The sequence below is a fragment of the Desulfamplus magnetovallimortis genome (genome assembly GCF_900170035.1).
In the GTDB taxonomy this organism is placed as follows: Bacteria; Desulfobacterota; Desulfobacteria; order Desulfobacterales; family Desulfobacteraceae; genus Desulfamplus; species Desulfamplus magnetovallimortis.
Genome location: NZ_LT828542.1, coordinates 323,270 through 350,268, shown reverse-complemented (window position 1 = coordinate 350,268; position 26,999 = coordinate 323,270). Strand labels below are relative to the sequence as shown.

The following is a 26,999-nucleotide window of genomic DNA, read 5'->3' as shown; positions in this document are numbered from 1 at the left end:
ACCCGACAATCAAACCTTGAAAGAACAATAGTTACACTCTAAAAAATATGTTGATGGGTGTTATGAATCAGATAATCGGGAAACAACATGAACAAGAGATTGAGCTGATACTTTTCGATATTATGGGCCATCATTTTGGAGTTGATACAACATGTATTCTATCCATGAGAGCCATTGAAAATAAGGATGATAATTCGGATGTTGTTTATTTCCATGAAATAATTGGTCTGTCAGATATAACCGTGGTATATCATTCACCTAAAATTCTTGTGCTTGGCAATGGTGATGTGACATTTGAGATTGTTATTGATGAGCCATATTTAATGCCTCTGAAGGTGCCATTGTCTGACCTTTGTCTCTTGCCTAAACTTATAGACTCATTTTTAAGAACAAAGTTTGACTCTCTTTTCTGGGCACTCCTGCCGTCAGAGAACTCCATAAGTTTTATTATGGATTCAAGACGATTGCTTGAAATTGCCGCGAGAGATTACCTGGATTTAAGGATTAATCATGAAATTGAGAAATAAAAATATTATCCCTGTAGCAAGCATTGTCATGATATTTTGTATTGCAGGTTCCATGGCTACGGTTCATCAGTTGAATAAACTCACAAAAACCAGTGCGGAGAGGCTTGTCAGAAACAACATTGTGCTGTTTCAGAAAAATGTTGACTATACAGCCCAGCAAGCCCTTGAAAAGGCAGCTCTTTTTTCCCGTGCTCCTGATGTAATAGAAGCCTTTGAAATGCTTGCATCTGCTGACATGGATAATGAGAATGATCCTGTAATGCAGCAATCCCGAGAGATGCTCAGGGTAAAACTTGCCCCTTTTATGGAAGGCTACAGAGAATCAAGTGGTACAATCGAGGATATGAAACTTCATTTTCATCTTCCCAACGGACGCAGTCTTGTCAGAATGTGGCGTACAAAACAGATCCAAAGAAATGGAGTGTGGATGGATGTTTCTGACGATATTTCCGATTTCAGAAATACGGTGCTTGATGTTAACAAAAGGGGGAAATCGGTCAAGGGAATTGAACTTGGCCGTGGAGGTTTTGTGATTCGCGGTGTTGCTCCTGTGATTGCGTCAAAGACTTATTCCGGTTTAAAGCAGAATTCAGACCCGGAAGCATCTACCGGTAAAAGCGTAAAAAACAATGCTGCCCATGATATAGAAAACAATGCTGCCCGAGATGTAGGGAATATTGTTTCCCGAGATGTAGAAAAAAATGCTGTCCGAGATGTAGAGAATAATGTTTCCCGAGATGTAGAAAATAATGCTGCCCGAGATGTAGAGAATAATGTTTCCAGTACTTCTGAAAAAAACATTGCCCATGATTCCGGACAAACCATTGCTGCTTTGTATGTTGCGCCTGATGCCTTGCATGGCAAAATTCTTGGCTCTGTTGAGGTGCTTTTTGACTTTGAGTCCCTTGTTGATACAATATTTTCACAGAGTCAATACCGTCTCTCTCTTTTTATGAACAGCGAATTTCTCAATATTACCCATCGTCTCCAGGACAGCAATGCCTACCCTCTGCTTGGAGACCGTTATGTGGAGGTTATGAGAAGCTTTGGAGATTATAAAAACGGTTTTCCGGATATATCACTTATTGACCAGGGAAGAACCGGTATAAAGATAGTTTATAACAAGGGAGAGGTTTCTGCTGCTTTTCCTGTTCTTGATTATTCCGGTAAGCAGATTGGAGTGATGGCACTTGGGATGGAGCCGGGAGACGAATATAAGACAAGCCGTATTATCTTGATATCACAGGTTGTTATGCTTGTTTTGATACTTTGTGTTGCAGGCCTTATAAGTTCATGGGTACTTTCACGCACTGTTTTAAAGCCTGTTGACAAGATGATTCATTTTGCAGACAGTCTTGCCGAGGGTGTAATTGAGACAAACCATTTCATTGACATAGACTCAAGAGATGAGATCGGTCACCTTGCCAAAGCTTTCAATAATATGATAATCCGCATTCGTTCCATGATCCAGAATATGGTTGATGTTGTCAACCATTTGACCTCAAATACAGCAGAGATTGCAGAGGCTCTGGAGAACCAGGCTGCAAGTGTATCTGAACAGTCTGCCTCTGTGACAGAAATCACATCAACAATGGCTGAGTTTTCGGCATCTTCACAGCAGATATCAGAGCATTGTGATACAGTGCTTGCAATTGCAGAAGATGCCCTTGATAATGCAAGTAAAGGGGCTGATTCAGTAAATCTTGTAAACAGCAAGATGGAGGATATTAATCAGGACAATATTAATACTGTCAAAGGAATTCATGAACTTGGAAACAAGACAAGGGAAGTTACGAAAATCCTTGAAATTATAAACAATATTGCTGATCAGACCAAGTTGATTGCCTTTAATGCCGCACTTGAAGCCTCAAGTGCCGGCGATGCCGGAAGAAGATTTGGTGTTGTGGCTGCTGAAATACGGCGTCTTGCTGAAAATGTAGAAGCTTCCACCCGTGAGACTGAAGTAAAGATAAATGAAATTCAGGATGCTGTTCAGCGGATGATTCTGGCATCTGAAAAGAGTACAAGCTGCATAAACGAAGGCAAGGCATTTGCAGCACACACAAGTGAGACCCTTACAGCCATTGTAAATACATCAAAGAAAACCCGGGATGCTGCCCGTCAGATAACTCTTTCAACCCAGCAGCAGAACGCTGCAAGTGAGCAGGTTCTACATGCGCTTAAGGAGATTGATGAAAGTGGCTGGCAGACATCATCTTCCATCAAGAAGATCAGTGAGACAGGAGCTGCCCTCAGCACTTTGACAGATCAGCTTAAAAATATGATTCAAAATTTCAGGATTTGATTCTGATGGAGTGTGTACGCTATGCAGATTTCAATGCTTGAGGATTTTGTAAAGGAGAGAACTGGTCTCAGTTTTGATTATCATCGCTCCGCTGTTTTCAGAGAAAGTGTATTAAGTGAGATGCATGCCCTTGGTTTTGATAATCTTTCGGCATATTATCACCATATCCATGAGACGCCATCCAAATTTGCTGCGCTGGTTACTTTGCTTACTATAAACGAGACCTGCTTTTTCAGGGAAGTTCGTTATCTTGATCTTATGTGTAGCTCTCTGATTCCGGCCATAACATCCGCAAAAAAATACAACAGACCTGTTTCAATTTTGAGTGCAGGCTGTTCAACCGGCGAGGAGCCTTGCTCCATTGCAATTAAAATAGCACAATGTTTTGGTGACAGTTATCTTTCAGACATCCGGATTACAGGTGTTGATATCGACACCAATGCCCTTGATATTGCCAGGGAAGGAATATATGGGCTCAGAAGCTTAAGATATATCGGAGATGAAACAAAAAAGCACTATTTTGAGCCAACAGGCCCTGGACGTTATCGTGTATCTTCCTTTATAAGGAACAGGTTAAATTACAGATATCTTAACCTGATGGATAAACAATCAATTTTAACCATTGAGAAGTTTGATATTATATTTTATAGAAATGTATCAATTTATTTTGACAAGCAGACCCGAAACAGGGTTATCAACTCCCTGGCAGATCGTTTGAATGATGGCGGTTACATGATTGTGGGGGCTGCAGAAACAATGTCCCATGATACAACTGACCTTGTTCTTGTCGAAATTGATGGTATTTTTCTCTTTCGCAAAGAGTCAGATTCTTCTTTTCAACATTGTGGGCAATCTCCGGATAAACGGCAATTGTCGATTGATGTTTCAGCAACGCTGATAGATGTTCCAGCGATATCGGATCAAAAAAATGGAGTTCTTTTTCACGGCAAAATATTCAATACATCTTCAAAAAAAGATTTGATCCTGTCATATGGCAATGAGTGTACTTTCCTAAATAATGAATTGCATTTTTCATCATCCAAAGAGTCTTCACCATCCAAAGAGTCTTCACCATCCAAAGAGTCTTCACCATCCAAAGAGTCTTCACCATCCAAAGAGTCTTCACCATCCAAAGACTCTTCATCATCTAAAGACTTTTCACAATTTAAAGATTGTTTACTATCCAAAGATTCTTTGCCATCCACAGACTCCTTTCAGTTTAGCAAATCTTCACATTTTTTATGGAACACTCAATCTTTGTCTGCTTCAGGGAACAATTTTGAAATAGCTCTCCTCAATTCCCCATCTATTTATGACAGGGCACTTTCCATGGTCATGGAAAAAAGATTTGGAGATGCTCTCTCTTTTATTGAATCTGTTGATACCACATCTCTACAATCTGAATATATGGAGAGGATGTTGATTTTAGAGGCTTCTGTGCTGCTTCACTTTAAAAGATGGAGTGAGGCAAGAGATGTTTGCAAAAAAAGCATAGAGATGAAAAATGGCTCAGTGGCTCCCTACCTTATTCTTGGAATGGCTGACTGGTTTGAAAACAGAATTGAGGATGCCTTGAAACGTTTCAGACAGGCAATATACCTGAAACCATCAAACTGGCTTGCCCACTACTATCTTTCTGAAACTTATCAACGTCAGAAAGAGTATCGTAACTCAGCGAGAGAGGCAGCAATTGTTATTAAACTGCTTGAGAAAAACAGGGATATGAAATGCGATCTTGACTATTTCCCTCTTGCTTTTTCAAGTGAGCAGATAATTCATATGTGCAAAAACCGTTGTAAAAAATATTCAGGAAATTCAGTATCCCATACTGAAGCAAAATCAGCAGGTCACCATGTCAGAACCGGAAAGTCCGGAGTATATCATCATGGCCTTTGATCGTTCTGCATTTATATCCCGTTTTATTGAAGATGCAGGTGACCATCTGAAGCAGATGGAACAGGGGGTGCTTGCACTTGAAAAAAATCCCCTGGACAAGGAGCTTCTTAACGGAGTATTCCGCTCTGCACACTCCATTAAAGGGGCATCAAGGATGATGAAATTCATAGAGATCAGCAATTTTGCTCATCTTCTTGAAGATATTTTTGATGCATTGAGAAAAAAAGATATTAGCTGGTCAGATGAACTTGTAAACTTGCTGTATCAGAGTATTGATACTCTATCCGATATGCTGGAACAGCTTTTGTCCGGAGTTGAACCAGAGCCACCTGAATCATTGCTTCACAGCCTTGCTGAAGCTGCTTTACCTGAATCTTCTTCTTCAGCCGCTTCCCCTTCAGCCGTTTCTCCTTCAGCCGTTTCTCCTTCAGCCACTTCTCCTTCAGCCATTTCTCCTTCAGCCATTTCTCCTTCAGCCACTTCTCCTTCAGCTACTTCTCCTTCAGCTACTTTTCCTTCCACCGCTAATTCTGTCATTTCTTCTTCTTCTTCTTCTGCTGCTGCTGCTGCTGATGGTGATGGTGATTTGCCGTTAAAAAAACAATCCTCTTCCTATAAGGATTCGGATTTATCAGAAAGAGAAAAATATTTATCACAGGATGCCGATTTATCAGAAAGAGAAAAATATTTATCACAGGATGCCGATTTATCAGAAAGAGAAAAATCTTTATCACAGGGTGCCGATTTATCAGAAAGAGAAAAGTCTTTATCTCAGGGTGCCAATTTATCAGAAAGAAAACATGCTTTATCTGAGGTTGCAGCTTTATCAGAAAGAGAAGACGCAGTTTTTCAGGATTCTGCTTCTGGAAGAAACGGAAAAATTTTTGCAAGTGAAAATGAGATAAATCCGGAAAAAAGACGTGGAAATGATACGGTGCCTGCAAAATCAGACGAATCAATCAGGGTGAGTATAAAAAAACTTGATGATATGATAAACCTGATGGGAGAGCTTGGTATCCTTCATCGTCAGTTTGGCAGGCATATCGCTCAGCTTTCATCCCTGAAAAGTAACAATCCTGAGATTCAAATTGTTCAGAAAAATATAAAAGAGTTTCTTGATAACTGCCATCCCCTTGTGACAGAGTTAATGGATCGTGCCTTGGGACTCAGGATGCAGCCTCTTTCCACTTTGTTTGATACTTTTTATAAATATGTTAGGGAGCTTTCAAAAGAGTGTGAAAAAGATGTTGCTCTTGATATAAAGGGGGGAGAGACAGAAATGGATCGTAAAATGATTGAAAAGTTAAAAGATCCTCTTCTCCATATGCTGCGTAACTGCATCGATCATGGCATTGAATCTCCGGAAACCAGAATTGCAGAAGGAAAAAAACGTCAGGGACAAATTTCATTGTCCGCAGCCTGTGACGGTTCAAAGGTTATAATCAGGCTCAGGGATGATGGAAAGGGAATAGATAAGGATAAAATCTTAGAAAAAGCTCTATCTAAAGGGCTTTTTGACAAAGATAGGATTTTGCTGCTTTCAGAACGGGAAATTCTGAATCTCATCTTTATGCCGGGTTTTTCAACTGCCGAGATAATTACTGAAATATCCGGAAGAGGAGTAGGAATGGACGTTGTGAGGGAGAATCTCGAAAGTGATCTTGGCGGTTCAATCATTGTTGAGACCCAACCCCGAATTGGTAGTGAGTTTAATATAAGTCTGCCTGCCACCATTGCTGTTGTGCATCTTTTTCTTATTGAAGTGTCAGGTATTAAATTTGCCGTGCAGGCAGGCCATATAAAATTCATGATAAAAGTTCCTTTAAAGGATTGCATTACCATTAATAAGAGCCTTGCAATTCGCATGGATGATGAACTTGTGCCTCTTATGTTTCTTTCTGATCTTCTTGACATCACAATGCACTCCATGGCAAAAACAGAAGATCTTTTGATTCTTGTATCTGGAAATACAAATGAAACTGCCGGAGTTGTTGTAGATGCATTGATAAGTGAAGAGAGGATGATTGTAAAGCCTCTGCCGCCTCATATGGAATCTTTCCGCATGGTTTCCGGTGCTATTATTTCCGCTGATAACGAAGTTATAAATGTATTAAATGTTTCATATGCTATTGAACATGCCCATGGTACAGCCTCAATGAAAACAAAAACAGCTTCTGACAATCAGGAGCCTGTCTCTGCAACACCATCTTTCAGGGATGGACAGCTTGATATCCTGGTGGTGGATGATTCTGTTACAACCCGCGAGATTGAAAAAAACATCCTGGAATCATATGGTTATAATGTGACGCTGGCAATTGATGGCAGTGAGGGGCTTGAGAAGTGCAGGCAATTTCACTATGATCTTGTCATAACAGATGTTGATATGCCCAGAATGGATGGTTTTACGTTGACTGAAAATTTAAGGTTGCTTGAAGGATACAGAGATATTCCCATTATTCTTGTTACTTCAAGGGAGCGCAGGGAAGATATTATCAGGGGAATTGATTCTGGAGCAAATGCCTATATAATCAAAGGTGATTTTGATAAAAACAGTTTAATGGAAACAATTGAAAATCTAATTGCCTGACACAGGATGAACAATGCCCACCAATAATTTAAAAATCCTTCTGGTTGAAGATGATCCGTTTGCCCGATCAATGCTTGAAGTGATTTTGACAACAGAAGGTTATAATGTAACTTTAGCTGAAAATGGAAGTGAAGCTCTTGGGATATATTACTCAGAGAGCGACATTGACATAATTGTTTCTGACATGAACATGCCGGAGATGGACGGTCTTGAGCTAATTCGTACTCTCAGGGACAGGGAAGAGGTGGTACCTGTGATTATTCTGACGAGTAACAGGGAGATCAAGGTGGCTGTAAAGACCATATACAGTGGTGCCAGTGCATATCTTTTAAAGGATGAAAATATTGAAGATACTTTTATCCCTTCAATAAGAAAGACCTGGGAGCACCATATGCTTGAAAAAGAGAAACAGCAGCTTTTAAAGGATCTGGAGCGTAAAAACAAGGAACTTGAGCGTCTCTCTTACCTTGATCCGCTCACCGGTATTTCAAATCGTCGTTATTTTGATGTGGTAATGGGGCAGGAGTGGCGACGTGTTACAAGGGAAAAGGTTCCCATCTCCATTATCATGATTGATATTGATTATTTTAAACTTTATAATGATTTTTATGGCCATCAGGAAGGTGACCGCTGCCTTAAACTTGTAGCCAAAGCGCTTGGAGACGCACTTATGCGTCCAGGTGATTTTGTTGCTCGTTATGGTGGTGAAGAGTTTATCGGGGTTCTTCCCAATTCCCCTTTAAGAGGTGCACGGGAAGTTGCAGGCAGGATGCAGATAAATATAGAAGAGCTGGAAATCCTTCATGAAAAGTCTGATATTTCTGACTATGTAACAGTCAGTATAGGTATTGCATGTGCTTTTCCAGAGCAGAACTCCATCCTTTCGGAGTTGATTATGCAGGCAGACAAGGCACTTTACAGTGCTAAGAATAATGGTCGTAACCGCATTCACAGTAACAAGGATCTCAAACGCAGTCAGGTCTCACAAAATTCTGGTTCTGAAGCCATAAAATTCTCAATGGAATTAAACAGCGAATCTGCTGTGCTGTAACTCATAATACTTTTTGGAAGGTGAAATCCAATGACCACAGCTAATCTATATCCCCATCTATTTTCTCCACTTCAAATTGGCAACATGCATGTGAAAAATCGCCTTATGATGTCGGCAATGAGTATTAATTTTGGTGTTGATGAACATTGTTACGTTACAGATCAGCTTGTTCAATACTTTGTTGAAAGGGCAAAAGGGGGTGTTGGGATGATGCTTGTGGGCGGGGGAAGTGTTCATCCCGGAGGTCAGGAGCTTCCTGATCTGCCTGTAATGTATGAGGAAGGCTGTATTCCCTCCCTTATGGATATGGTTTCAAAGGTTAAAGATAGTGCCTCTGATGTCAAGTTCGGGGTGCAGCTTATGCACGGCGGCAGACAATCCTATCTTCCGGAAAAGGTTGCACCATCTCCTATTCCTGCCCCGGCAGTTGTCAAGGGTGAAGTAAGGGCGCTTGAGATTGACGATATAAAGGAGCTTGTATCATGCTTTGGTGATGCAGCAAGGCGTTGCAGGGATGCAGGATTTGATTTTGTGGAGATTCACGCAGCCCACGGATATCTTATCAATCAGTTCATGGCCCCTAACTCCAACATAAGAGACGATCAATATGGAGGAGCCTTTGAAAACAGAATCCGTTTTCTTCTTGAAGTTATAGAGGATATTCAACTTAAGGCTGGTTTGGCTTTTCCTGTAGGCATCAGGATAAATGGCAGGGACTATATTGAAAATGGATGGGAACTTGATGATGCCTTAAAACTTGCCCCTATTCTTGAAGATGCAGGTGTTGCATATCTTCATGTTTCAGGAGGTGTTTATGGTTCAACAGAGCTTACAATACCATCCATGTACACAGAACATGGCTGTTTTGTGCATCTTGCAGAGGCAGTTAAAAAAGTTGTCTCCATACCTGTGGTTACAGTGGGGCGTATAAAAACCCCGGTACTTGCAGAAAAAGTAATTGGAGAGTGCAAAGCTGATGTGGTTTCCATGGGAAGGGCATTGCTTGCCGATCCCATGCTGCCTTTAAAGGCAATGGAGGGAAGGGAATCGGAAATCAGGCCATGTGTGGGATGCTGTCTTGGATGTATTCATGCTGTTCTTGCCAAGGAACCAGGCTCCTGTGTTGTCAATCCTGATGTGGGCAGAGAGTATAAACTCAGGGATGATGAAGGGCAGAAAAACAGGTATGACGAAAAGCAAAGTTGCCAGCATACGTTTGCAAAAAGGCGCATTCTTATTGCAGGAGCAGGGCCTTCTGGCATGGCATGTGCGCGGCTTTTTGCACTCAGGGGTCATGATGTGAAGATTGTGGAAAAATTAACCATATCCGGAGGTATTTTATCCCTTGCTTCCCGTGCTCCTGGGCGTGGGGAGATTGGAGACATTCTCAATTTTTTCAGTAAAGAGCTTGAGCGCCTCAATGTAAAGATTCAGTATGACACTTCGCTCAATGAGGATATTGTTTCCGGATTTATGCCGGATCATGTTATCGTAGCAACAGGTTCCATGCCGGATATGCCAATGATTAAAGGCCTTTTTCAAAGCAGTATGGATGTTGTAACTAATGTCGATGTTCTTGACGGAGATGAGATACTTGATAATACCGAGGAAGTAATTGTTCTGGGCGGAGGTATGTCAGGCTTGATAACCGCCGATTACATTGCAGAAAAGATAAGACCAAGGGGTGGCAATGTCTATGTTTTGAATCGTAAAAAGCGGTTTGCTGAGGAGATGTCTGCAAATGATCGCTACTATTTAAGGGAAAGTCTTAAAAAGAAACAGGTGCAACTATTCAAGAATGTCTCCATTGAACGTTTTACTGACAAAGGTGTTAAATTTCGTATTAAGGGGAATTCAGAATTGATGACTATTGAACCATGTAATATGGTTGTTATTTCTGAAAAGCAGATATCCATCAGGGAATTTGCACGAATAGAGTCAACCTCTTCAGCAAAGTTTCATTATATAGGAGACGCTTCTTCGCCAAGACACCTTATGTTCTGTATCAGTGAAGCCGAAGAGATTGCAAGGTCAATATGAAAATACTGACGGTATCGGATGTTGTGGTGCCTGCACTGTACAAAGAGTTTGACAGAACAAGGTTTCCCGATATAGACCTTGTACTTGCCTGTGGTGATCTGCCTCCGGAATATCTTGCTTTTATTTTTCATTTTATGAATGTCCCCCTCTACTATGTTAAGGGGAATCATGATATTCGGTATAATGAAAATCCCCCAATGGGATGCATGGATATTCATGGCAGAATTGTAAAGTTTAAAGGTCTCAATATTATGGGACTTGGGGGGTCCAGATGGTATAACGGAGGTATGAATCAATATACAGATGCACAGATGAGACATATAATCAGAAAAATGAAATTGTCAATCTGGTGGAACAAAGGCGTTGACATATTGATAACCCACGCTCCTCCCCGATATATACATGACGCTGAGGATCGGTGTCACAAAGGTTTTGATGCTTTTTATACATTTATTGATAAATATAAACCGAGTTACCTTATACATGGTCATATTCACAGACAGTTTGATAATACCCTGGATCGTTTGACAGTTGTCAACGGAACAAAGGTGATAAATACCTATGGATACAACATCATCGAAATCAATGATGACCCGTCTGCGTGATTTTTTTTCTGGAGAGAATTCATCTCAGCCCGACCTGTCCGGTGAATTTGACCCTGCTACAAGTGACAGGGAGAACAAGAGATCCCATGAACTCAAAGATATGAGTTCATTTGAAGATATGCAAAAGAAAGAGGGTGCATTTGACAGCATGGACAGAGGGGTTCAGACTGTACCATTGGATCAGATTATCGGAAGTGTTGGAAGGTATCAGGATTTTGATGAGCATTTCCAGTTCAAACATCATGCACCATCAGAGAGATTTAACTCGATTTTAAGTGCCATGCGTACCGGAAAGGCTCTGCCGCCAGTTAAGCTTTACCAGATAAAGGATGAATATTATGTTCTGGATGGCAATCACAGGGTTGCTGCTGCCAAGAAACTTCATCACGATGAGATACTTGCAACAATAATTGAATTTATTCCGTCCAGTGAAACCCTTGACAATCTTCTTTACAGGGAAAAGATGGCATTCTGCGACAGGACAGGGCTTCCAAGAACAATTTCCCTTACCGAAGTGGGTCAATATTCCCAGCTTACATCCCAGATTCAGGAGCACTATGTATATCTTAAAAAAGAGAGCCCGGAAATAACATTTGCTGCTGCTGCAAGGGACTGGTACAGAACAATCTATCAGCCCTTCTGTTCCATCATAAAACGGGGAAATATTGTTGGCAATTTTTCAGGCAGAACCGTTGCTGATCTTTATGTTTATATCTCAGTAGGTCACTGGAAGCGCCAGCGAACAGCAAAATATGGCATTGGACTTGGAAAGCTTATCCCAAGGACAATGGAGGAGTTCAGGGAACATATGACCAGTCTCAATGAGGTGGAATATCCAGAGATGAAGCGAGGTATTACAGCTTTCGTCCTGATGAATGTCAAAGGAAAACAGGAGCATAAGGTTATTGAAAAACTGTTTGAGCTTGAAGAGGTTCTTGAAATACATTCTGTTCATGGAGATATTGACCTGTTGGTAAAAGTAGGTTTGACAAGGGATCTTTTAAGTTCTGATGCTGAAATAATTTCAAATTTTGTTCATGAAAAAATGCGGCAGTTAAACGGAGTTGTTACAACAAAAACACTTATTCCAGGATTTTCCAGAATAAAATGAAGAATAAGCCGACTGAAAATCAGAGTTCTGACAATGGACAACTAAAAGAAGATAACGCCATGAACTACAAAGAAGAACTTTTTCGCAGTGAAATCAGATACAGAGGGCTTTTTGACAATCTGAGCAGTGGTGTGGCAATTTTTGAGGCCGTAGATAATGGCGATGATTTTGTTTTTGTGGATTACAACAGGGCAGCTCAGAAGATGGATCAGGTTAAAAAAGAGGATGTCCTTGGCAAAAGGGTAACCGAAGTTTTTCCTGGTGTTAAAGTTTGCGGTTTTCTTGATGTTTTCACAAGGGTTTGGAGAACAGGTAAATCAGAAACTCATCCTCTGGTTTTATATAAAGATGACGCACTGGATGTCTGGCGCAAGGGGTATGTATATAAACTTCCAACCGGTGAAATTGTTTCGATATATTCTGATGAAACCAAACAAAAGAAAACTGAAGCATATCTGAAACTCTCAAGAATTGTATTTGAAAACAGTCAGGAAGCAATTCTCATTACTGATCTTAAGGGAAACATCCTTGATGTTAATCCTGCATTTACAAAAATTACAGGATACTCCAAGGAGGATGTGCTTTATCGTAATGCATCCTTGATGAAAGCAGGGAACAACAGATCTGATCTTTTCAGGCGGTTCTGGAAAGAGCTTCAAGAGACAGGCCATTGGCAGGGCGAGATATGGGATCGCAAAAAAAATGGTGAAATTTTTCCTAAATGGCTCTCTGTCAGCACTGTATTTGATGATGATGGTAAGCCACTGAATTATATTGGTATTTTTAATGATCTTTCCATCATAAAAAAAGCAGAAGAGGATATCAACCGCCTTAATAATTACGATATTCTTACAAAGCTTCCCAACCGTTCTCTGTTTTATGACAGGTTGAAGCAGTCAATTGAAAAATCAAGTCTTGATGGAAAAAAAATTGCTGTTATTCTCCTTGATATTGATAAAACCGCAAGGATCAATGAATCATACGGTATAAGTTTTGTGGATGAACTGCTTGTCAAGGTGGCAGAACGTCTAAAAGAGAATCTTTTAAATGCAGAGTCCCTCTCAAGGCTTGTAAGCGACAGGTTCATATTTTATATCTCAAGGCTTGAGACCTATGACCCTATTGCTGCAACAATTCAGAAGATAAAAGATCTTCTTGCAGGAGATTTCAAGATTGATGAGAGCCAGATTTATATAAGTGCCTCTATTGGGGTCACTATTTTTCCCAATGATGCATCTACTCCAAATGAGCTGATTAAAAATGCTGAAATTGCCCTTAATCATGCAAAAATGGCTGGGGCCGGCAATTTTCAGTTTTTTTCAGGAGATATGACAACCCGTGCATTTGAGCGTATGAAGCTTGAGATGGCTGTCAGGATGGCACTTGATAAAAATGAGCTTCATCTCTATTACCAGCCCAAGGTTGATCTGTCAGATGACAGGGTTGTGGGCATGGAGGCTCTTATCCGGTGGATACATCCGGAGATGGGTATTATTCCTCCATTCAAGTTCATTCCCATTGCAGAGACAAGCGATGTTATTCTTGCAATTGGAGAGTGGGTATTGCGTCAGGCATGTATAACCGGCAAAAAGATTCTGGATATGGGTTATGCGGACTTCGGGGTCGGTGTCAATCTTTCTGCAAAGCAGTTGAAGCAGGAAAATTTTGTGGAAATTGTAAGAACTATTCTTAATGAAACAGGATTGCCGCCCCGTTGTCTTGATCTTGAGCTGACAGAAAGCATGCTTTTCGATAATATTGACAGAAATATCAAGTTTATGCATGATTTGAAGAAACTTGGAATAACCCTTTCCATAGATGATTTTGGCACAGGCTACTCATCTTTGAGTTATCTTAAAAGTTTTCCTGTCAATACTCTTAAAATTGACAGATCTTTTGTCATGGATATTCCGGATGACAGGGATGATATGGCCATAACAGCCACAATTATTTCCATGGCACACAGCCTTGGACTTAATGTGGTGGCAGAAGGGGTGGAGACAAGGATTCAGGCTCATTTTCTCAAGAATAAGGGATGTCTTTGTGTTCAGGGATATCTTTTCAGCCCGCCTGTTCCTGAAGAGAAATTCATGACCCTTCTTGGGAGACATTAAATCATATGGGCGGGTAGGCATTGGTTCATAATTTATGATCCCCCTATCCATTGCTGGAGAGGGGGGACAATGGTGTTGCTTTAAGGGTATTGCTTTATTTTACAGTAATATCCACATTAAGCTGATCTCCAATCCGCTCAAGGCCTTTTTCCACACTCTCAACAAAAACCGTCTCAGGAAAACTTACATCCATTGTCATGGTATAAAGAGCTGTGCCGCTCTCCGGTGACAGTTTCATCTGTGATGTTAGCCTGTTGATGTTTATGCTTTGGTCGGAGAGAAATTTGCTGATTTTATAAACTATTCCACCCTGGTCAATTCCTTCTACAGAGATGGTGTGGCGATTTCCGTTTTCCTTGTATTCCGGATGGTGGAAATCCAGCTCTTTAATGAATACCGAGATATTTTTCTCCTTTTCAAGTCTTCTGCACTCTTTTTGAAGCATATCTTCAAGTTCTTCACCCCTTCCGCTGAGAAGAAGCATCAGGGTAAACTCATCTGCCAGAAGCCCCATCTGGGAATCCTCAAGATTACAACCATTTTCATATATGATTCCTGAGACATCTGCAACTATTCCTGGCCTATCCTTGCCAAAAGCGGTCATTATGAATTTTTTTTCCATCAGGCCTCCTGTAGTGATATTGTGATGTTTTACGAGAAAAAAGATAACCACTCTTTTATTATAGGTTTCCACCTTTTTTTTCAACAAATATAATTGTACCGCATTCAGTAACAGGTTCTCTTGACGAACAACTTATTTCAGAGTAGTAACTGAAATGGGTGTTGCAAAAGCTATGTAAATCTTTTATATCAATTTAGATATTTATTATTGATAAGGATACAAAATATTATTTTTTGAAGAAAATATAAATAATTATCTTTGGTAGAGGCTGCATTGCAGCCGTGTCCGTTTAATCTGTTATGTCCGACTTGGTAAATGATTTCCATCATACATCGAAAAGAGGAGGAGATTATGTTTAAAAACATGAAACTTGGCACTAAGATATTCAGTGGATTTGCCGTTGTGCTTCTATTTCTGGTAATAGTTGCTTATGTTGGCTATTCTGGACTCACAGGAGTTGTTGACAGAGTTGATAAGGCAGATGATGTGAATCGTCTTGTGCGTTTGATTCTTGAGTGTCGCCAGCAGGAAAAGAACTATATTATTCGCAGAGATGCTGCAAGTATTCAGAAAGTTGAGGAACTTATTGCCCAGTTGATTGAGCAGACAGTTGTCACAAGCGAAAAATTTAGTGATCAGATCAACAAGGATCAGATGCGTCAGGTGGCAGATAAAGTTAAAGCCTATCATCAATCTTTCAAGAACTATGTGGCGTTTAATGAGGAAAGAGCTACAACCATGGAAGAGATGAGGGCAAAGGCAAATATCGCTTTTTCCGAAACAGAAGCTATCAAGAACGACCAGAATGAGAAACTTAAACGGGAAATGGCAGAAGGTGGTAAAACTCTTGATATAAGAGTTGCCAACAAGGATGATGCCAACAGTATGATAGAGCTGTTTCTTGATGCAAGAAAGAACGAGAAAGAGTTTATAATCTCAAGAGGTGAAGAAAAGTGGCGTCAGATTGTTGAGGAGAACCTTACAAAAATCAACGGGATAGCAGGAGAGTTGAGATTAAGGTTTAAAGATCAGTTGAATATCCGGCAGATTGATTCTGTTGTGACAGCTCTTGCAAATTACGAGAAGGAATTTAAGGCTTTTGCCTCAATTATGGCAAAGCAGAAAGTAGCTGACACTAACATGCTTGAAGCTGCAAGGTTAGCAAGGGAAGTGTGTGTTGATGCCCGTGAAGATCAGAAAGCAAAAATGGTAAGTGAGATTTCAGTCTCAAAGCTTATATCTTTTGTAGCAAGCGCTATTGCCCTTGTTCTTGGTGCAATCATTGCTTTTTTGATCACAAGAGCAATTACAAAACCTCTTAACCGTGTAATTGAAGGCTTGAATGAAGGCTCCAATCAGGTGGCTTCAGCATCATCACAGGTATCAAGTGCCAGCCAGTCCCTTGCAGAGGGAGCATCCCAGCAGGCAGCATCCATTGAAGAGAGCTCCTCCTCACTTGAAGAGATGTCCTCAATGACCAGACAGAACTCTGAAAATGCCCAGCAGGCTGATGGACTGATGAAAGATGCCAACAAGGTTGTGGGTCGTGCCAATGATTCAATGGGACATCTTACCCAGTCCATGGAAGATATTTCCAAGGCAAGTGATCAGATTTCCAAGATAATAAAAACCATTGATGAGATAGCCTTCCAGACCAATCTTCTGGCTTTGAATGCAGCGGTTGAAGCAGCAAGGGCAGGAGAGGCAGGTGCAGGGTTTGCAGTTGTTGCAGAAGAGGTAAGAAATCTTGCAATGAGATCGGCTGAAGCTGCCAAAAATACAGCAGTCTTGATTGAAAGTACTGTGAATAAGGTCAAGGATGGTTCAGAGCTTGTTGAAAAAACCAACAAGGCATTCAGTGAAGTTGCTGAAAGCTCTGCAAAGGTAGGGCAGCTCATTGAGGAAATTTCAGCAGCATCAAAGGAGCAGGCCACAGGAATTGAGCAGGTCAATCTTGCTGTTGCAGAGATGGATAAAGTCACCCAGCAGAATGCAGCCAATGCAGAGGAGTCAGCCAGTGCATCAGAAGAGATGAATGCCCAGGCTGAGGGCATGCGGGAGTTTGTGGATGAGCTGGTAACACTTGTAGGAGGAAGTGCAAGTCACTCCTCAGGTAGAAACTTGTCTCACAGACCACAGAGGCATATCGGAGGAACAGCAAAGGCAAAAAGACCGGCTCTTGGAGCATCAACATCAGGTGGCGGGGCAAAATCAAGAAAAATGGTTCCCCATAAAAAAGGAGAGGTTAGACCTGAGCAGGTTATCCCCTTTGATGATGACGATGATTTTTCCGATTTCTGAGCCACTGAAATTTGATACCCTGCTAAGGAACGGAGTTTAAATAACTTGTCCACTCCCCTCACCCCCCAGAAGTTTGGGTAAGTGAATTAAAACCCATTATTAAGTACCATTTTAGGAGATGCAGGGCATTTGTCTGAATCAGGATAACCAGGATAAAAACGATGTTCAAGATAGATAATAATGCATGTTTATCCCGGGTATCCCTGATTCAGAGCACAGCATAACAGTTAGAGTCTGGCTGAAATTAGTACCAACCACCCGTTTTTAAGAATTTAACACCGGTTGCTTGTCTGTTTTTTTTGAGTGTCGTATAGAAACACAATATCTTGACAACTATGCTCCATATTAATATATTCACTAAAAACGATATGTATATGTTCTTAATTAATGGGGAATAAAATGAAAGAGTTTTTAAAGGTAATGAAGGCAGCATCTGACCCCGGACGGATAAAAATACTGAAAATGCTTGAACACAGGGTGATGTGCGTCTGTGAAATATATACGGTTTTAGGGATAGCCCAGTCAACAACAAGCAAGCATCTTAAAATCCTTGAGGAAGCTGGACTTGTAAAATCATATAAGGATGGTCTCTGGGTTAACTTCACCCTGTCTGACGGAAAACAGAATCCATACGCTGCAAACTTGCTTGGTAATCTGAAACACTGGCTCAACGAAGATGCTGATATTCTTGAAGTAATAGCCATATTGCCAGATGCTCAAAGAGAGATTATTTGCGGAAAATAATTTTTTTTATATTTAATAAATCGTTATATTGCTATTTATAAATAAATACAATATATATTTCCAGAAAATGATTTTGCTTTTTCATACTCAAAATCGACATCTTATTGCTTTTTTAGAAGTTATTGCATTTGTCTGAATCAGGATAACCAGGATAACCAGGATAACCAGGATAACCAAGATGTTCAAGATAGATAATCCTGCCTTATCCTGTTAATCTTGGGAATCCTGATTCAGACAGTGTTGACAAGGCTTATAAGATCATATGTGTCGATTTTGAGTTTTCATATATTAGAAATGCCAACCGATTTATCTGGAATACTATAGATGATATTTAGAATGGTGTTTTTTTAGCTGTTAAATATATATCGTTGATTTTATTGGGTAAAAGGAGAAAATCATGGAGATTAAAGTTTTAGGACCAGGATGTGCAAAGTGTAAAAAAACAGAGGAACTTGTAAAACAGACCGTCACTGAAGCAAACATTGATGCCACTGTGGAAAAGGTCTCTGACCTTATGGAGATTGCAGGTTACGGTGTTTTTGGGACTCCGGCAGTTGTAGTAAATGGTGAAGTAAAGTGTGTTGGAAAGATACCAACTAAACAGGAAATTTTGAGCTGGGTTAAATCATAAGAGTGTACCCTTTTTGATATTAGACTTACTCAAAATCGACATCTTATTGCTTTTTCATAAGTTATTGCAGGTGTCTGAACCAGGATAACCAGGATGGATAGGATGCTCAGGATAGATAATCTTGCCTTATCCTGTTAATCCTGGGAATCTTGATTCAGACAGTATTGACAAGGCTTACAAGATCATAGGTGTCGACTTTGAGAGACTTAATTCATAGCCGTAAAACCTCACACCCCAACCCCCTCTCCAACTTTGGAGAGGGGAGAGAATACTGCAAAAAGGATACACTTAAATCATAAGCATAAGAGGAAAATAGATATAAATGAAAATAATACCAAAATATAGAACCGCCTCATTTCTAATTATAATAGCAGCTATTTTGACCATTTCATTTACAGCATACAGTGCAGAAAATATGACAACCCCGTCGGAAGTTCCAGTAAAAGGAATGGTTACCATGATTGATTTGGGTGCTAAAAAGTGTATTCCGTGCAAGATGATGGCACCGATTCTTGAAAAACTTGAAAAAGCTTATGCTGGAAAAGCTGCTATTGTATTCATTGATGTATGGGAAAATAACTCAGAGGCTAAAAGATTTGGTATCCGTGCCATACCAACCCAGATTTTTTTTGATGCTGATGGCAAAGAGGTAACACGTCATACAGGTTTTATGAGTGAAGATGATATCGTTAAACAACTTACAAAAATGGGTGTAATACTTTAAATATAGTGCGATACTTTAATATAGTACGATACTTTAATATAGTACGATACTTTAATATAGTGCAAGGCTTAAAATATAGCACAACACTTTAACTATAGTGCAATACTTCAAATATAGTATTCCAAACAAGGGGTGCAACAGATGTTCGATTCGCTATTTATAACTATAAATCAATGGATGTCAGGGGGGATTGCTATTGCAGGAGTAGGCTGTTTTCTCTGGGGAATGGTGAGTGTTATGCTCAGCCCCTGCCACCTTGCTTCTATCCCACTTATTATTGCCTATGTGGGAGGACAGGATAAAACGGTAAATCCAAAACAGGCCGGCATTTATGCAGGAGCTTTTACCATAGGGCTTTTTATTACTATTGCTCTTATAGGTATTGTGTGTGCCATGCTTGGGCGGATGCTTGGAGATGTGGGAAGCTTTTGGCAAGTGTTGGTCGGCGGCATACTTGTCTGGGTTTCATTGGGAATGCTTGGTGTGGAAAAGTGCTCCATGTCGGGAAGTCTTCTCTATCGTCTGAAAATCAAGGGCGTTTTTGGTGCCTTTGTGCTTGGACTTGCATATGGAGTTCTTTCCGGTTCATGTACATTTGGATTTATTGCTCCTATTCTTGCAATTATTACGGTTCAGGAAAAGATAGCAACAGGTATTATCATGATAGTTTTGTTTGCAATCGGTCATTGTCTTCCCATTGTGATTGCAGGAAGTTCAACAGCAATGGTTAAAAAGCTGCTTGAAAACAGTACCTGGAACAATGCAGGCACTTGGTTCCGAAAAATAGCAGGTTCAACCATTGGTGTATTGGGTCTCTATTTTATTATGACTCCGTTTTTATAACAAAAGTTACTCTATTCACTGTAAACGGGCATGGTTGAGTGTGTAATAATCACCCCAAAATATTAACGCATTTAAAGTTTATTAAAGGTGAGGGAAAATGACTGATTCAACTGTTAAAAAACTGAGTTTTTTGGATCGCTTCCTGACTTTGTGGATCTTTGCCGCAATGGCCATCGGCGTGGGCTGGGGATATCTCTTTCCGGGCATCAAGAACGTCATCAACTTTTTTCAGGTGGGAACGACCAACATCCCCATTGCCATTGGTTTGATTCTCATGATGTATCCCCCTTTGGCAAAGGTCAAATATGAACAGCTTGGCGAAGTTTTCAAGGATGTGAAAGTGCTGACCCTTTCACTTGTACAGAACTGGATAGTGGGTCCCATTTTGATGTTTCTTCTTGCCATTGCATTTTTGTCCGGTCACCATGAATATATGGTAGGATTGATCATGATCGGCCTTGCCCGCTGCATAGCCATGGTGATTGTCTGGAACGATCTTGCCTACGGAGATACGGAATACTGTGCCGGACTTGTGGCATTCAATTCCATTTTTCAGGTACTCTTTTTTTCTGTCTATGCCTGGATTTTTATCACAGTGCTGCCGGGATGGCTCGGCCTTGAGGGGGCGGTCGTCAACATCTCCATCGGCCAGATTGCCAAGAGTGTTTTTATCTATCTTGGCATTCCCTTTATTGCCGGCATGGTCTCCCGCATCATCGGGCTGAAGACAAAGGGAAAAGAGTGGTACGAGACGGTTTTTATCCCTAAGATCAGCCCGATCACTCTGATCGCACTTCTTTTTACCATTCTTGTGATGTTCTCGCTCAAGGGGGAATATATCGTTCAACTGCCCTTTGATGTCATTCGCATTGCCATTCCGCTCTGTATCTATTTTCTGGTCATGTTTATCGCATCGTTTTTCATGTCCATGAAAGCGGGTGCCACCTATGAACAGTCCGCCACCTTGAGTTTTACTGCGGCATCCAACAACTTCGAGCTTGCCATTGCTGTGGCTGTTGCGGTGTTCGGCATCGATTCCGGAGAGGCGTTTGCCGCCGTCATCGGGCCTCTTGTGGAAGTGCCGGTGCTGATCGGGCTGGTTCATGTGGCACTTTGGCTGAAAAAACGATATTTCCCTTACACGGTCAATACAATAAGAGGAGTCTGCCACGTTACAAAACAGAGTTAAAATTATTATAAAATAGAATTAAAATTATTGGCAACGCTTTCCCCCCGTAAGGCACAAATACGACCCGCAGGAGAGAAAACGCATTAAAAGTATTATATTATAAAATTATGAAAAAGAACTGAAGATTAGAGTAAAAGGTGAATCAATGAATTGGAAAGATGAACTTAAACCCCTTGGTATTATTGTTATTCTGTTTTTTGCCGCTTTTTTTCTCCCTGTGGGGGTGCATCGTTTTGATAACGCCCTGATGGAGGCACTTGAACTGGTCAAATGGTATGCAGAGGAGCATGTCCTTCTCTGTCTTGTGCCGGCGTTTTTCATTGCCGGTGCCATCGGTGTTTTTGTCTCCCAGAATGCAGTCATGAAATATCTTGGCCCGGCAGCCAAAAAATGGATTGCCTATCTGGTGGCATCGGTTTCAGGAACCATTTTAGCGGTCTGCTCATGCACGATTCTGCCCCTTTTTGCTGGAATATATAAAAGAGGTGCGGGACTTGGTCCGGCTGTTGCCTTTCTCTATTCAGGTCCGGCCATCAGCGTTCTTTCCATTATTTTGACTGCCCGGATTCTTGGTCCTGAAATCGGCATTGCCAGGGCTGTCGGTGCCATCCTGTTCGCCTTTGTCATTGGCATTTTGATGGAGTTCTTTTTCAGAAGTGAAGAGGCGGAACGATCCGCCCAGATCCATGTTCCTGAAAGCGGAGAATCCAGACCCCTTTACCAGACCATCATCTACTTTTTTTTCATGGTGATGATCCTTGTTTTTGCAAACTGGGGAAAACCAGATGTTCAGGAGGGTTTGTGGTGGACTATTTTTTCTGCAAAATGGATGATCACCTCGGTGTCTGCCGTTATTTTCGGCATTGTTCTGGTGATGTGGTATGAACACAAGGCATGGAAAATCATCTTGATCGGTGCCGTCTCCGTCTTGTTTGCTGTTGCCTTTCCCCAAATTCCCATCATTGCCTTCTCAGCGGGATTCATCGGTCTGACCTGGTCGGCATCCACATCGAGTGATGAGAACGGCTCATGGATTTATGCGTCCTGGGACTTTGCAAAACAGATTCTCCCGCTGCTGCTCATGGGGGTCTTTGTAGCGGGCTTTCTTCTGGGGCGTCCCGGAAACGAAGGGATCATTCCCAATGAATGGGTTTCGGCACTTGTGGGTGGCAATTCTCTTTTTGCCAATTTTTTCTCATCCATTGTGGGGGCGTTCATGTATTTTGCGACCCTCACCGAAGTGCCCATCGTTCAGGGACTGATGGGCAGCGGTATGGGAAAGGGGCCATCCCTTGCTTTACTGCTTGCCGGGCCTGCTCTCTCCCTTCCCAACATGCTGGTTATAAGAAGTGTCATCGGCACTAAAATGACCGCTGTGTTTGTCATACTGGTTGTCATCATGGCCACCATTTCGGGGATGATTTACGGGATGATTTAGAAACAATGAATAAAATTGGAACCAAATATTCTATCTTCATCTCTATTTTTCTTATTTTTTTGAATACAATTCATTGTATTTATGCCGGAGAAGCGATGACCTTTGACGATGTCCAGATTATTGACCAGTCCACAACGGAAAGACTTTTGAGAGATGGGGCGGTTTTGATCGACAACAGACCGGAACATAAATTTCAATCCGGCCATCTCAAAGGGGCCATCAACCTGCCCTATTTCAAAAAGGATCACCCGTCAAACATCATGACGAAAGAGAACCTGTTAGAAGCCATGGGTGATCAAACGGTAGTTGTTTTTTACTGTTCCGGTGCTCTCAGGGCATATCACGCATTGAAACAGGCCAAAGCGTGGGGGATCGACGCTCAGATGTACTGGTATAAAGATGGTTTTGATGTATGGAAAATCACGGAGTGGATTGAGTAATGAATAAATTGATTAATGTGTAATAACTACAAGTAATATTTTAAGAATTAAATTTAAATAAGGAGCGAACAATGTCGAAAAATTGCTGTGGATCCAACAATCAGATCATGATTCTTGCCTGTTCAGGCGGTTCCAATGTGGGACAATTGAGTAATCAGGCAGCCGTTGAATTGACCCAGGAGGAATTTGGTAAAATGTTCTGCCTTGCCGGCGTGGGAGGGCATCTTAGCGGCTTTGTCCAGTCGGCAAAGGATGTACCCACTTTGATTGCCATTGATGGATGCCCGGTCGGATGTGCCAAAGCGATCCTTGAGCATGCAGAGGTTCCCCTGAAAAACCATGTTGTGATTACAGACCTCGGGATAGAGAAAAACAAGGATTTCAACCTCAAGGAATCAGAGATCAATGCGGTTAAAAAGGCGGTAAAGCAGCTTTATGCCAATGATGCGGCTTCCAGGATGTCACCTTCCAATGCCAATATGGCTGGCGGCTGTTCCTGTGGTGGAAATTGTTAAAATAGGGAATGGAAGGATTATGTTACTTGAAAGTTATCAGGTTGAAATTTTCAACTCAAAATGTATGCCGGGATCAACCGGAGTTCACTGTTTTGCCCATCTGGATCAGGATGTCTCCGAGGCAATTCCCTATCTCAACGCGTCACTGGGAGGATTTACCTTTACAAAGGAACCCCTTTCCGTCACATTCAAGGCACAAGGGAAATTGATTACGGTTCATCCCCAGAAAATTGCGGTCAATGCCTTGAAAGATGAAGCCGAAGCCCGTCAAATCGTTGAATGGCTGAAACGTGAGATCAATGAAGCCTGGGAAAAGAGAGATACCATCACACCGAGTTATGAGGCCATGCCGCAGCCCAAGATGATGGAAATTTTGAAACTTCTGCCGAAAACCAATTGCAGGGAGTGTGGGGAACCCACCTGCATGGTCTTTGCAACGCATATCGTTGAAGGCGGAAAAGGGTACGAAGATTGCCCTCAGCTCGATCCCGGAAACAAAGAGAAGTTGAAACACTATCTTGAACCGTTCAATCTGGATTTTTAGGAATTTCAATAACGGCCATGTCAGGCCACCTGACACAAATAAAAAAATAACACCACATCATAATGCAAAAAAATGCTCCTTTCATCACAAATAGTATCTATTGAAGTATATTCAAAAAGAAATATTAACATACTCCTAATCGAAACATCACAAAAGTTGAATATTAAAGGGATATTATATGCAGATTTGTATTTTTTTCATTATTAAATGTAATTATAAAAATGGAGGTACCTATTGTCATGGAAAAAAAGATCAAGGTTTTATTTGTATGCGTTCATAACAGTGCCAGAAGCCAGATGGCTGAGGCGTTTTTAAATGAACTCGGCAGTGAGTTTTTTTTTGCAGAGAGTGCCGGGCTTGAAGCGGGAACCCTAAACCCGCTGGCTGTGGCTGTCATGAAAGAGGAGGGAATCGATATCTCCAACAACAAAACTAAAAGTGCCTTTGATTTCTTCAAACAGGGAAAGCTCTACCACTATGTCATCACGGTATGTGATGAATCTTCAAAGGAGCGGTGCCCGCTTTTTCCCGGCATCACAAAACGGATTCACTGGAGTTTCGATGATCCATCTTCACTAACAGGCAGTGAAGAGGAAAAACTTGAGAAAACCCGCCAAATAAGGGATCATATCAAAGCGGCGGTTGAAGATTTTATCCGTAATGTCAAATAGGTTCACCCGCCCCCTCTCAGTCTTGGGTATGGGGCGGGTAAAACCTATTTTACCGTGAAAATGGATACAAATTTTCATATTCGGGGGTGGCGGAACGTCCGCCATGTCCGTTTATTTGGAATGACACGCAAATTTACTCTTGACAATTCCATTTTACTATATCATTATCCAAATCGTTAATCACTTAAATGGATTTAATGATGAGCCTGATACAATCACTAAAAGCTTTGGCAGATGAAAACCGAATGAAAATCCTTACCCTGCTCATGAAGGGAGATCTCTGTGTCGGTGCCTTGGCCAATCGTCTGGAAATTTCCAAACCCGCTGTATCACAGCACCTCAAGATACTGCGTGAAGCGGGCTTGATCAAAGGCGAGAAGCGTGGATACTGGACCCATTATGTGGTTGAAAGGGAGGCCATTGCCAATATCTCGAAACAGATTGGAGAATTGATTTCACCTCCGGATGCTTTTGAGATCATCGGTTTTTCCGCAAAATAGAGAACGCAACCCAACTGAAGACCCTAAAGAAAACGACAAGTAAACGGGCATGATTGCGTATCAATCACCCCCAGATATAAAAATGATAGTCATTTTCACGGTATTGAGGAGAACCCATGTCCGAACGTTTCAAATTCAATCGACTGGAGTTGGCCGGCGCCTTGGGCGACCTTGGGACACTTCTGCCCATCGCCATCGCCATGATCCTCTTCAACGGCCTCAATGCCATGGGGCTCTTTCTCAGTATCGGCTTTTTTTACATCGCCTCAGGGTTCTATTTCGGCATCACCGTGCCGGTTCAACCGATGAAGGTGATCGGTGCTTACGCTATTGCCACGGCCATGAGTGCCGATCAGATCCTCGCATCCTCCCTTCTCATGGGTATTTTTCTCTTGATCGTCGGCCTCACCGGCGCCATTGATCTCATTCAAAAAGCGACCCCCAAGTCGGTGATCCGGGGGGTGCAGCTCTCCACCGGTGCCCTGCTGATCTCCGGCGGCGTCAAGTTCATGATGGGTACCTCCACCTATCAGACCCTGCAACAGGCGGTGGAACCCCATCTCGCGATTCAGGCCGTCGGCCCGATTCCCATCAGTCTCTTGATCGGGGCGTTGGCCGCCGTTGTCACCCTGCTGCTGTTGGACAACAAAAAATATCCGGCCGGATTGGTGGTCGTGGCAGGGGGCGTCGCCGTGGGAATTCTATTGGGTGCAAGGTTCGATATCGGCGGGGCATTGGGCATTCATATCCCCGAATTCCTCCCTTTCGGCTTTCCTGGAAAAGTGGACTTCACCTTTGCCCTGTTTGCCCTGGTGCTGCCGCAACTCCCCATGACCCTTGGCAATGCGGTGTTGGCCTATACCGATCTATCCAAGGAATATTTTGGGGAACGGTCTGCCAAAGTGACCAATCGGAATGCGTGCGTGAGCATGGCGTTTGCCAACTTCTTCAGCTTTCTCCTTGGGGGGATGCCCCTTTGTCACGGGGCCGGCGGATTGGCGGCCCACTACCGCTTCGGCGCGAAAACCGCCGGCTCCAACGTGATGATCGGGGGACTCTTTTTGGCACTGGCACTCATTCTCGGTAACGATATCGTGGGCATGTTCAATCTTCTGCCCATGTCCATTCTCGGTGTCCTGTTGGTCTTTGCCGGAGCCCAGCTCACCCTCACCATCATGGATCTGGAGACCCGAAAGGACTATTTCGTGGCCACGCTGATTCTGGGCATCACACTCTCTTCCAATCTGGCGGCCGGTTTCATCGCCGGAATGATCGTGGGCCGGCTTCTCAAATGGGAAAAACTATCTGTATGACAAAATGGGAGAAACTGTCTGTATGAAAATTGAGTCTTGATCATCCTTCCGCCCCTACAGGTTGGACCAAACGATGATCAAGGCCGACAATTGTAATTTCTCGGTTTAAGGATGAGACCCAACAATGAATGAATCCATTTGTGTAGAAAATTTAACCAAACGATTTGAAAAAATCGAAGCAGTGAACGGGATCTCCTTTCGTGTGAAAAAGGGAGAACTGTTCGGTTTTCTGGGTCCCAACGGTGCGGGAAAGACCACGACCATCAACATGCTGACCGGCCTGGCTCG

24 protein-coding genes are annotated in these 26,999 nt (G+C 42.0%); 23 read left to right on the top strand and 1 reads right to left on the bottom strand.

Annotated elements, in window-relative coordinates:
* The first annotated feature begins 62 nt into the window (after positions 1-62).
* The 9 genes from MTBBW1_RS08185 to MTBBW1_RS08145 are packed head-to-tail and all read left to right on the top strand — an operon-like array spanning position 63 to position 14,236.
* Positions 63-527 carry a hypothetical protein gene (locus tag MTBBW1_RS08185; RefSeq protein ID WP_139786701.1) on the top strand — a complete coding sequence of 155 codons (465 nt, stop codon included), beginning with the start codon at positions 63-65 and terminating at the stop codon, positions 525-527.
* Positions 511-2,832 (top strand): methyl-accepting chemotaxis protein, encoded by a 2,322-nt coding sequence (locus MTBBW1_RS27740; RefSeq protein ID WP_080801782.1) that lies wholly within the window; start codon positions 511-513, stop codon positions 2,830-2,832. Before MTBBW1_RS08185 ends, MTBBW1_RS27740 begins: the two co-directional genes overlap by 17 nt.
* A 21-nt stretch (positions 2,833-2,853) precedes the next feature.
* A complete protein-coding gene (locus MTBBW1_RS08175) occupies positions 2,854-4,728 on the top strand; it encodes a CheR family methyltransferase (RefSeq protein ID WP_080801779.1) in 1,875 nt (624 codons plus the stop codon).
* Positions 4,685-7,315, top strand: coding sequence for a hybrid sensor histidine kinase/response regulator (locus MTBBW1_RS08170; protein WP_080801777.1), 2,631 nt, complete (start codon positions 4,685-4,687; stop codon positions 7,313-7,315). The genes MTBBW1_RS08175 and MTBBW1_RS08170 overlap by 44 nt, the downstream gene beginning before the upstream one ends.
* A 13-nt stretch (positions 7,316-7,328) precedes the next feature.
* Positions 7,329-8,366 carry a diguanylate cyclase domain-containing protein gene (locus MTBBW1_RS08165; protein WP_080801774.1) on the top strand — a complete coding sequence of 346 codons (1,038 nt, stop codon included), beginning with the start codon at positions 7,329-7,331 and terminating at the stop codon, positions 8,364-8,366.
* Positions 8,367-8,396: 30 nt separating this feature from the next.
* Positions 8,397-10,406: an oxidoreductase gene (locus MTBBW1_RS08160; RefSeq protein WP_080801772.1), complete on the top strand. Its 2,010-nt coding sequence runs from the start codon at positions 8,397-8,399 to the stop codon at positions 10,404-10,406.
* A complete protein-coding gene (locus MTBBW1_RS08155; protein WP_080801767.1) occupies positions 10,403-11,011 on the top strand; it encodes a metallophosphoesterase family protein in 609 nt (202 codons plus the stop codon). Before MTBBW1_RS08160 ends, MTBBW1_RS08155 begins: the two co-directional genes overlap by 4 nt.
* Complete coding sequence (locus tag MTBBW1_RS08150; protein WP_087881733.1) at positions 10,968-12,122, top strand: Lrp/AsnC ligand binding domain-containing protein; 1,155 nt, start codon at positions 10,968-10,970, stop codon at positions 12,120-12,122. The genes MTBBW1_RS08155 and MTBBW1_RS08150 overlap by 44 nt, the downstream gene beginning before the upstream one ends.
* A complete protein-coding gene (locus MTBBW1_RS08145) occupies positions 12,119-14,236 on the top strand; it encodes a putative bifunctional diguanylate cyclase/phosphodiesterase (protein ID WP_080801764.1) in 2,118 nt (705 codons plus the stop codon). Before MTBBW1_RS08150 ends, MTBBW1_RS08145 begins: the two co-directional genes overlap by 4 nt.
* Positions 14,237-14,330: 94 nt before the next feature.
* Here MTBBW1_RS08145 and MTBBW1_RS08140 read toward each other — a convergent pair whose 3' ends face one another.
* Positions 14,331-14,858, bottom strand: a complete 528-nt coding sequence (locus MTBBW1_RS08140) for a glycine cleavage system transcriptional repressor (protein ID WP_080801762.1) — start codon at positions 14,856-14,858, stop codon at positions 14,331-14,333.
* Positions 14,859-15,209: 351 nt separating this feature from the next.
* On the opposite strand from MTBBW1_RS08140, the gene MTBBW1_RS08135 reads away from it, so the two are divergent.
* From MTBBW1_RS08135 to MTBBW1_RS08070, 14 genes are all read left to right on the top strand, one after another.
* Positions 15,210-17,159 carry a methyl-accepting chemotaxis protein gene (locus MTBBW1_RS08135; RefSeq protein WP_080801760.1) on the top strand — a complete coding sequence of 650 codons (1,950 nt, stop codon included), beginning with the start codon at positions 15,210-15,212 and terminating at the stop codon, positions 17,157-17,159.
* A 399-nt stretch (positions 17,160-17,558) separates the two neighbouring features.
* Complete coding sequence (locus MTBBW1_RS08130; RefSeq protein WP_080801758.1) at positions 17,559-17,903, top strand: ArsR/SmtB family transcription factor; 345 nt, start codon at positions 17,559-17,561, stop codon at positions 17,901-17,903.
* Positions 17,904-18,300: 397 nt separating this feature from the next.
* On the top strand, positions 18,301-18,534 hold the full coding sequence (locus MTBBW1_RS08125) for a thioredoxin family protein (RefSeq protein ID WP_080801755.1): 234 nt from the start codon (positions 18,301-18,303) through the stop codon (positions 18,532-18,534).
* 322 nt (positions 18,535-18,856) lie between these two features.
* Entirely contained in the window at positions 18,857-19,258 is a 402-nt protein-coding gene (locus MTBBW1_RS08120) for a thioredoxin family protein (RefSeq protein ID WP_080801753.1), read from the top strand.
* A 141-nt stretch (positions 19,259-19,399) separates the two neighbouring features.
* The gene (locus MTBBW1_RS08115; protein WP_080801750.1) at positions 19,400-20,101 is read left to right on the top strand and encodes a cytochrome c biogenesis CcdA family protein; all 702 of its coding nucleotides are present in this window, start codon (positions 19,400-19,402) and stop codon (positions 20,099-20,101) included.
* A gap of 97 nt (positions 20,102-20,198) precedes the next feature.
* Positions 20,199-21,290, top strand: coding sequence for an ACR3 family arsenite efflux transporter (arsB, locus tag MTBBW1_RS08110; RefSeq protein ID WP_080801748.1), 1,092 nt, complete (start codon positions 20,199-20,201; stop codon positions 21,288-21,290).
* 145 nt (positions 21,291-21,435) lie between these two features.
* Complete coding sequence (locus tag MTBBW1_RS08105; RefSeq protein ID WP_080801745.1) at positions 21,436-22,728, top strand: permease; 1,293 nt, start codon at positions 21,436-21,438, stop codon at positions 22,726-22,728.
* A gap of 95 nt (positions 22,729-22,823) precedes the next feature.
* Entirely contained in the window at positions 22,824-23,168 is a 345-nt protein-coding gene (locus MTBBW1_RS08100; RefSeq protein WP_186441160.1) for a rhodanese-like domain-containing protein, read from the top strand.
* A 71-nt stretch (positions 23,169-23,239) separates the two neighbouring features.
* Positions 23,240-23,683, top strand: coding sequence for a putative zinc-binding protein (locus MTBBW1_RS08095; protein WP_080801740.1), 444 nt, complete (start codon positions 23,240-23,242; stop codon positions 23,681-23,683).
* Positions 23,640-24,227 carry a (Fe-S)-binding protein gene (locus MTBBW1_RS08090; RefSeq protein WP_245809301.1) on the top strand — a complete coding sequence of 196 codons (588 nt, stop codon included), beginning with the start codon at positions 23,640-23,642 and terminating at the stop codon, positions 24,225-24,227. The genes MTBBW1_RS08095 and MTBBW1_RS08090 overlap by 44 nt, the downstream gene beginning before the upstream one ends.
* A 239-nt stretch (positions 24,228-24,466) precedes the next feature.
* Positions 24,467-24,898, top strand: coding sequence for an arsenate reductase ArsC (locus tag MTBBW1_RS08085; RefSeq protein WP_080801736.1), 432 nt, complete (start codon positions 24,467-24,469; stop codon positions 24,896-24,898).
* Between the two features lie 188 nt (positions 24,899-25,086).
* The gene (locus tag MTBBW1_RS08080) at positions 25,087-25,398 is read left to right on the top strand and encodes an ArsR/SmtB family transcription factor (protein WP_342743886.1); all 312 of its coding nucleotides are present in this window, start codon (positions 25,087-25,089) and stop codon (positions 25,396-25,398) included.
* Between the two features lie 116 nt (positions 25,399-25,514).
* A complete protein-coding gene (locus tag MTBBW1_RS08075) occupies positions 25,515-26,711 on the top strand; it encodes a putative sulfate/molybdate transporter (protein WP_080801732.1) in 1,197 nt (398 codons plus the stop codon).
* 124 nt (positions 26,712-26,835) lie between these two features.
* On the top strand, positions 26,836-26,999 hold a 164-nt coding region (locus MTBBW1_RS08070), incomplete at its 3' end, for an ATP-binding cassette domain-containing protein (protein ID WP_139786712.1).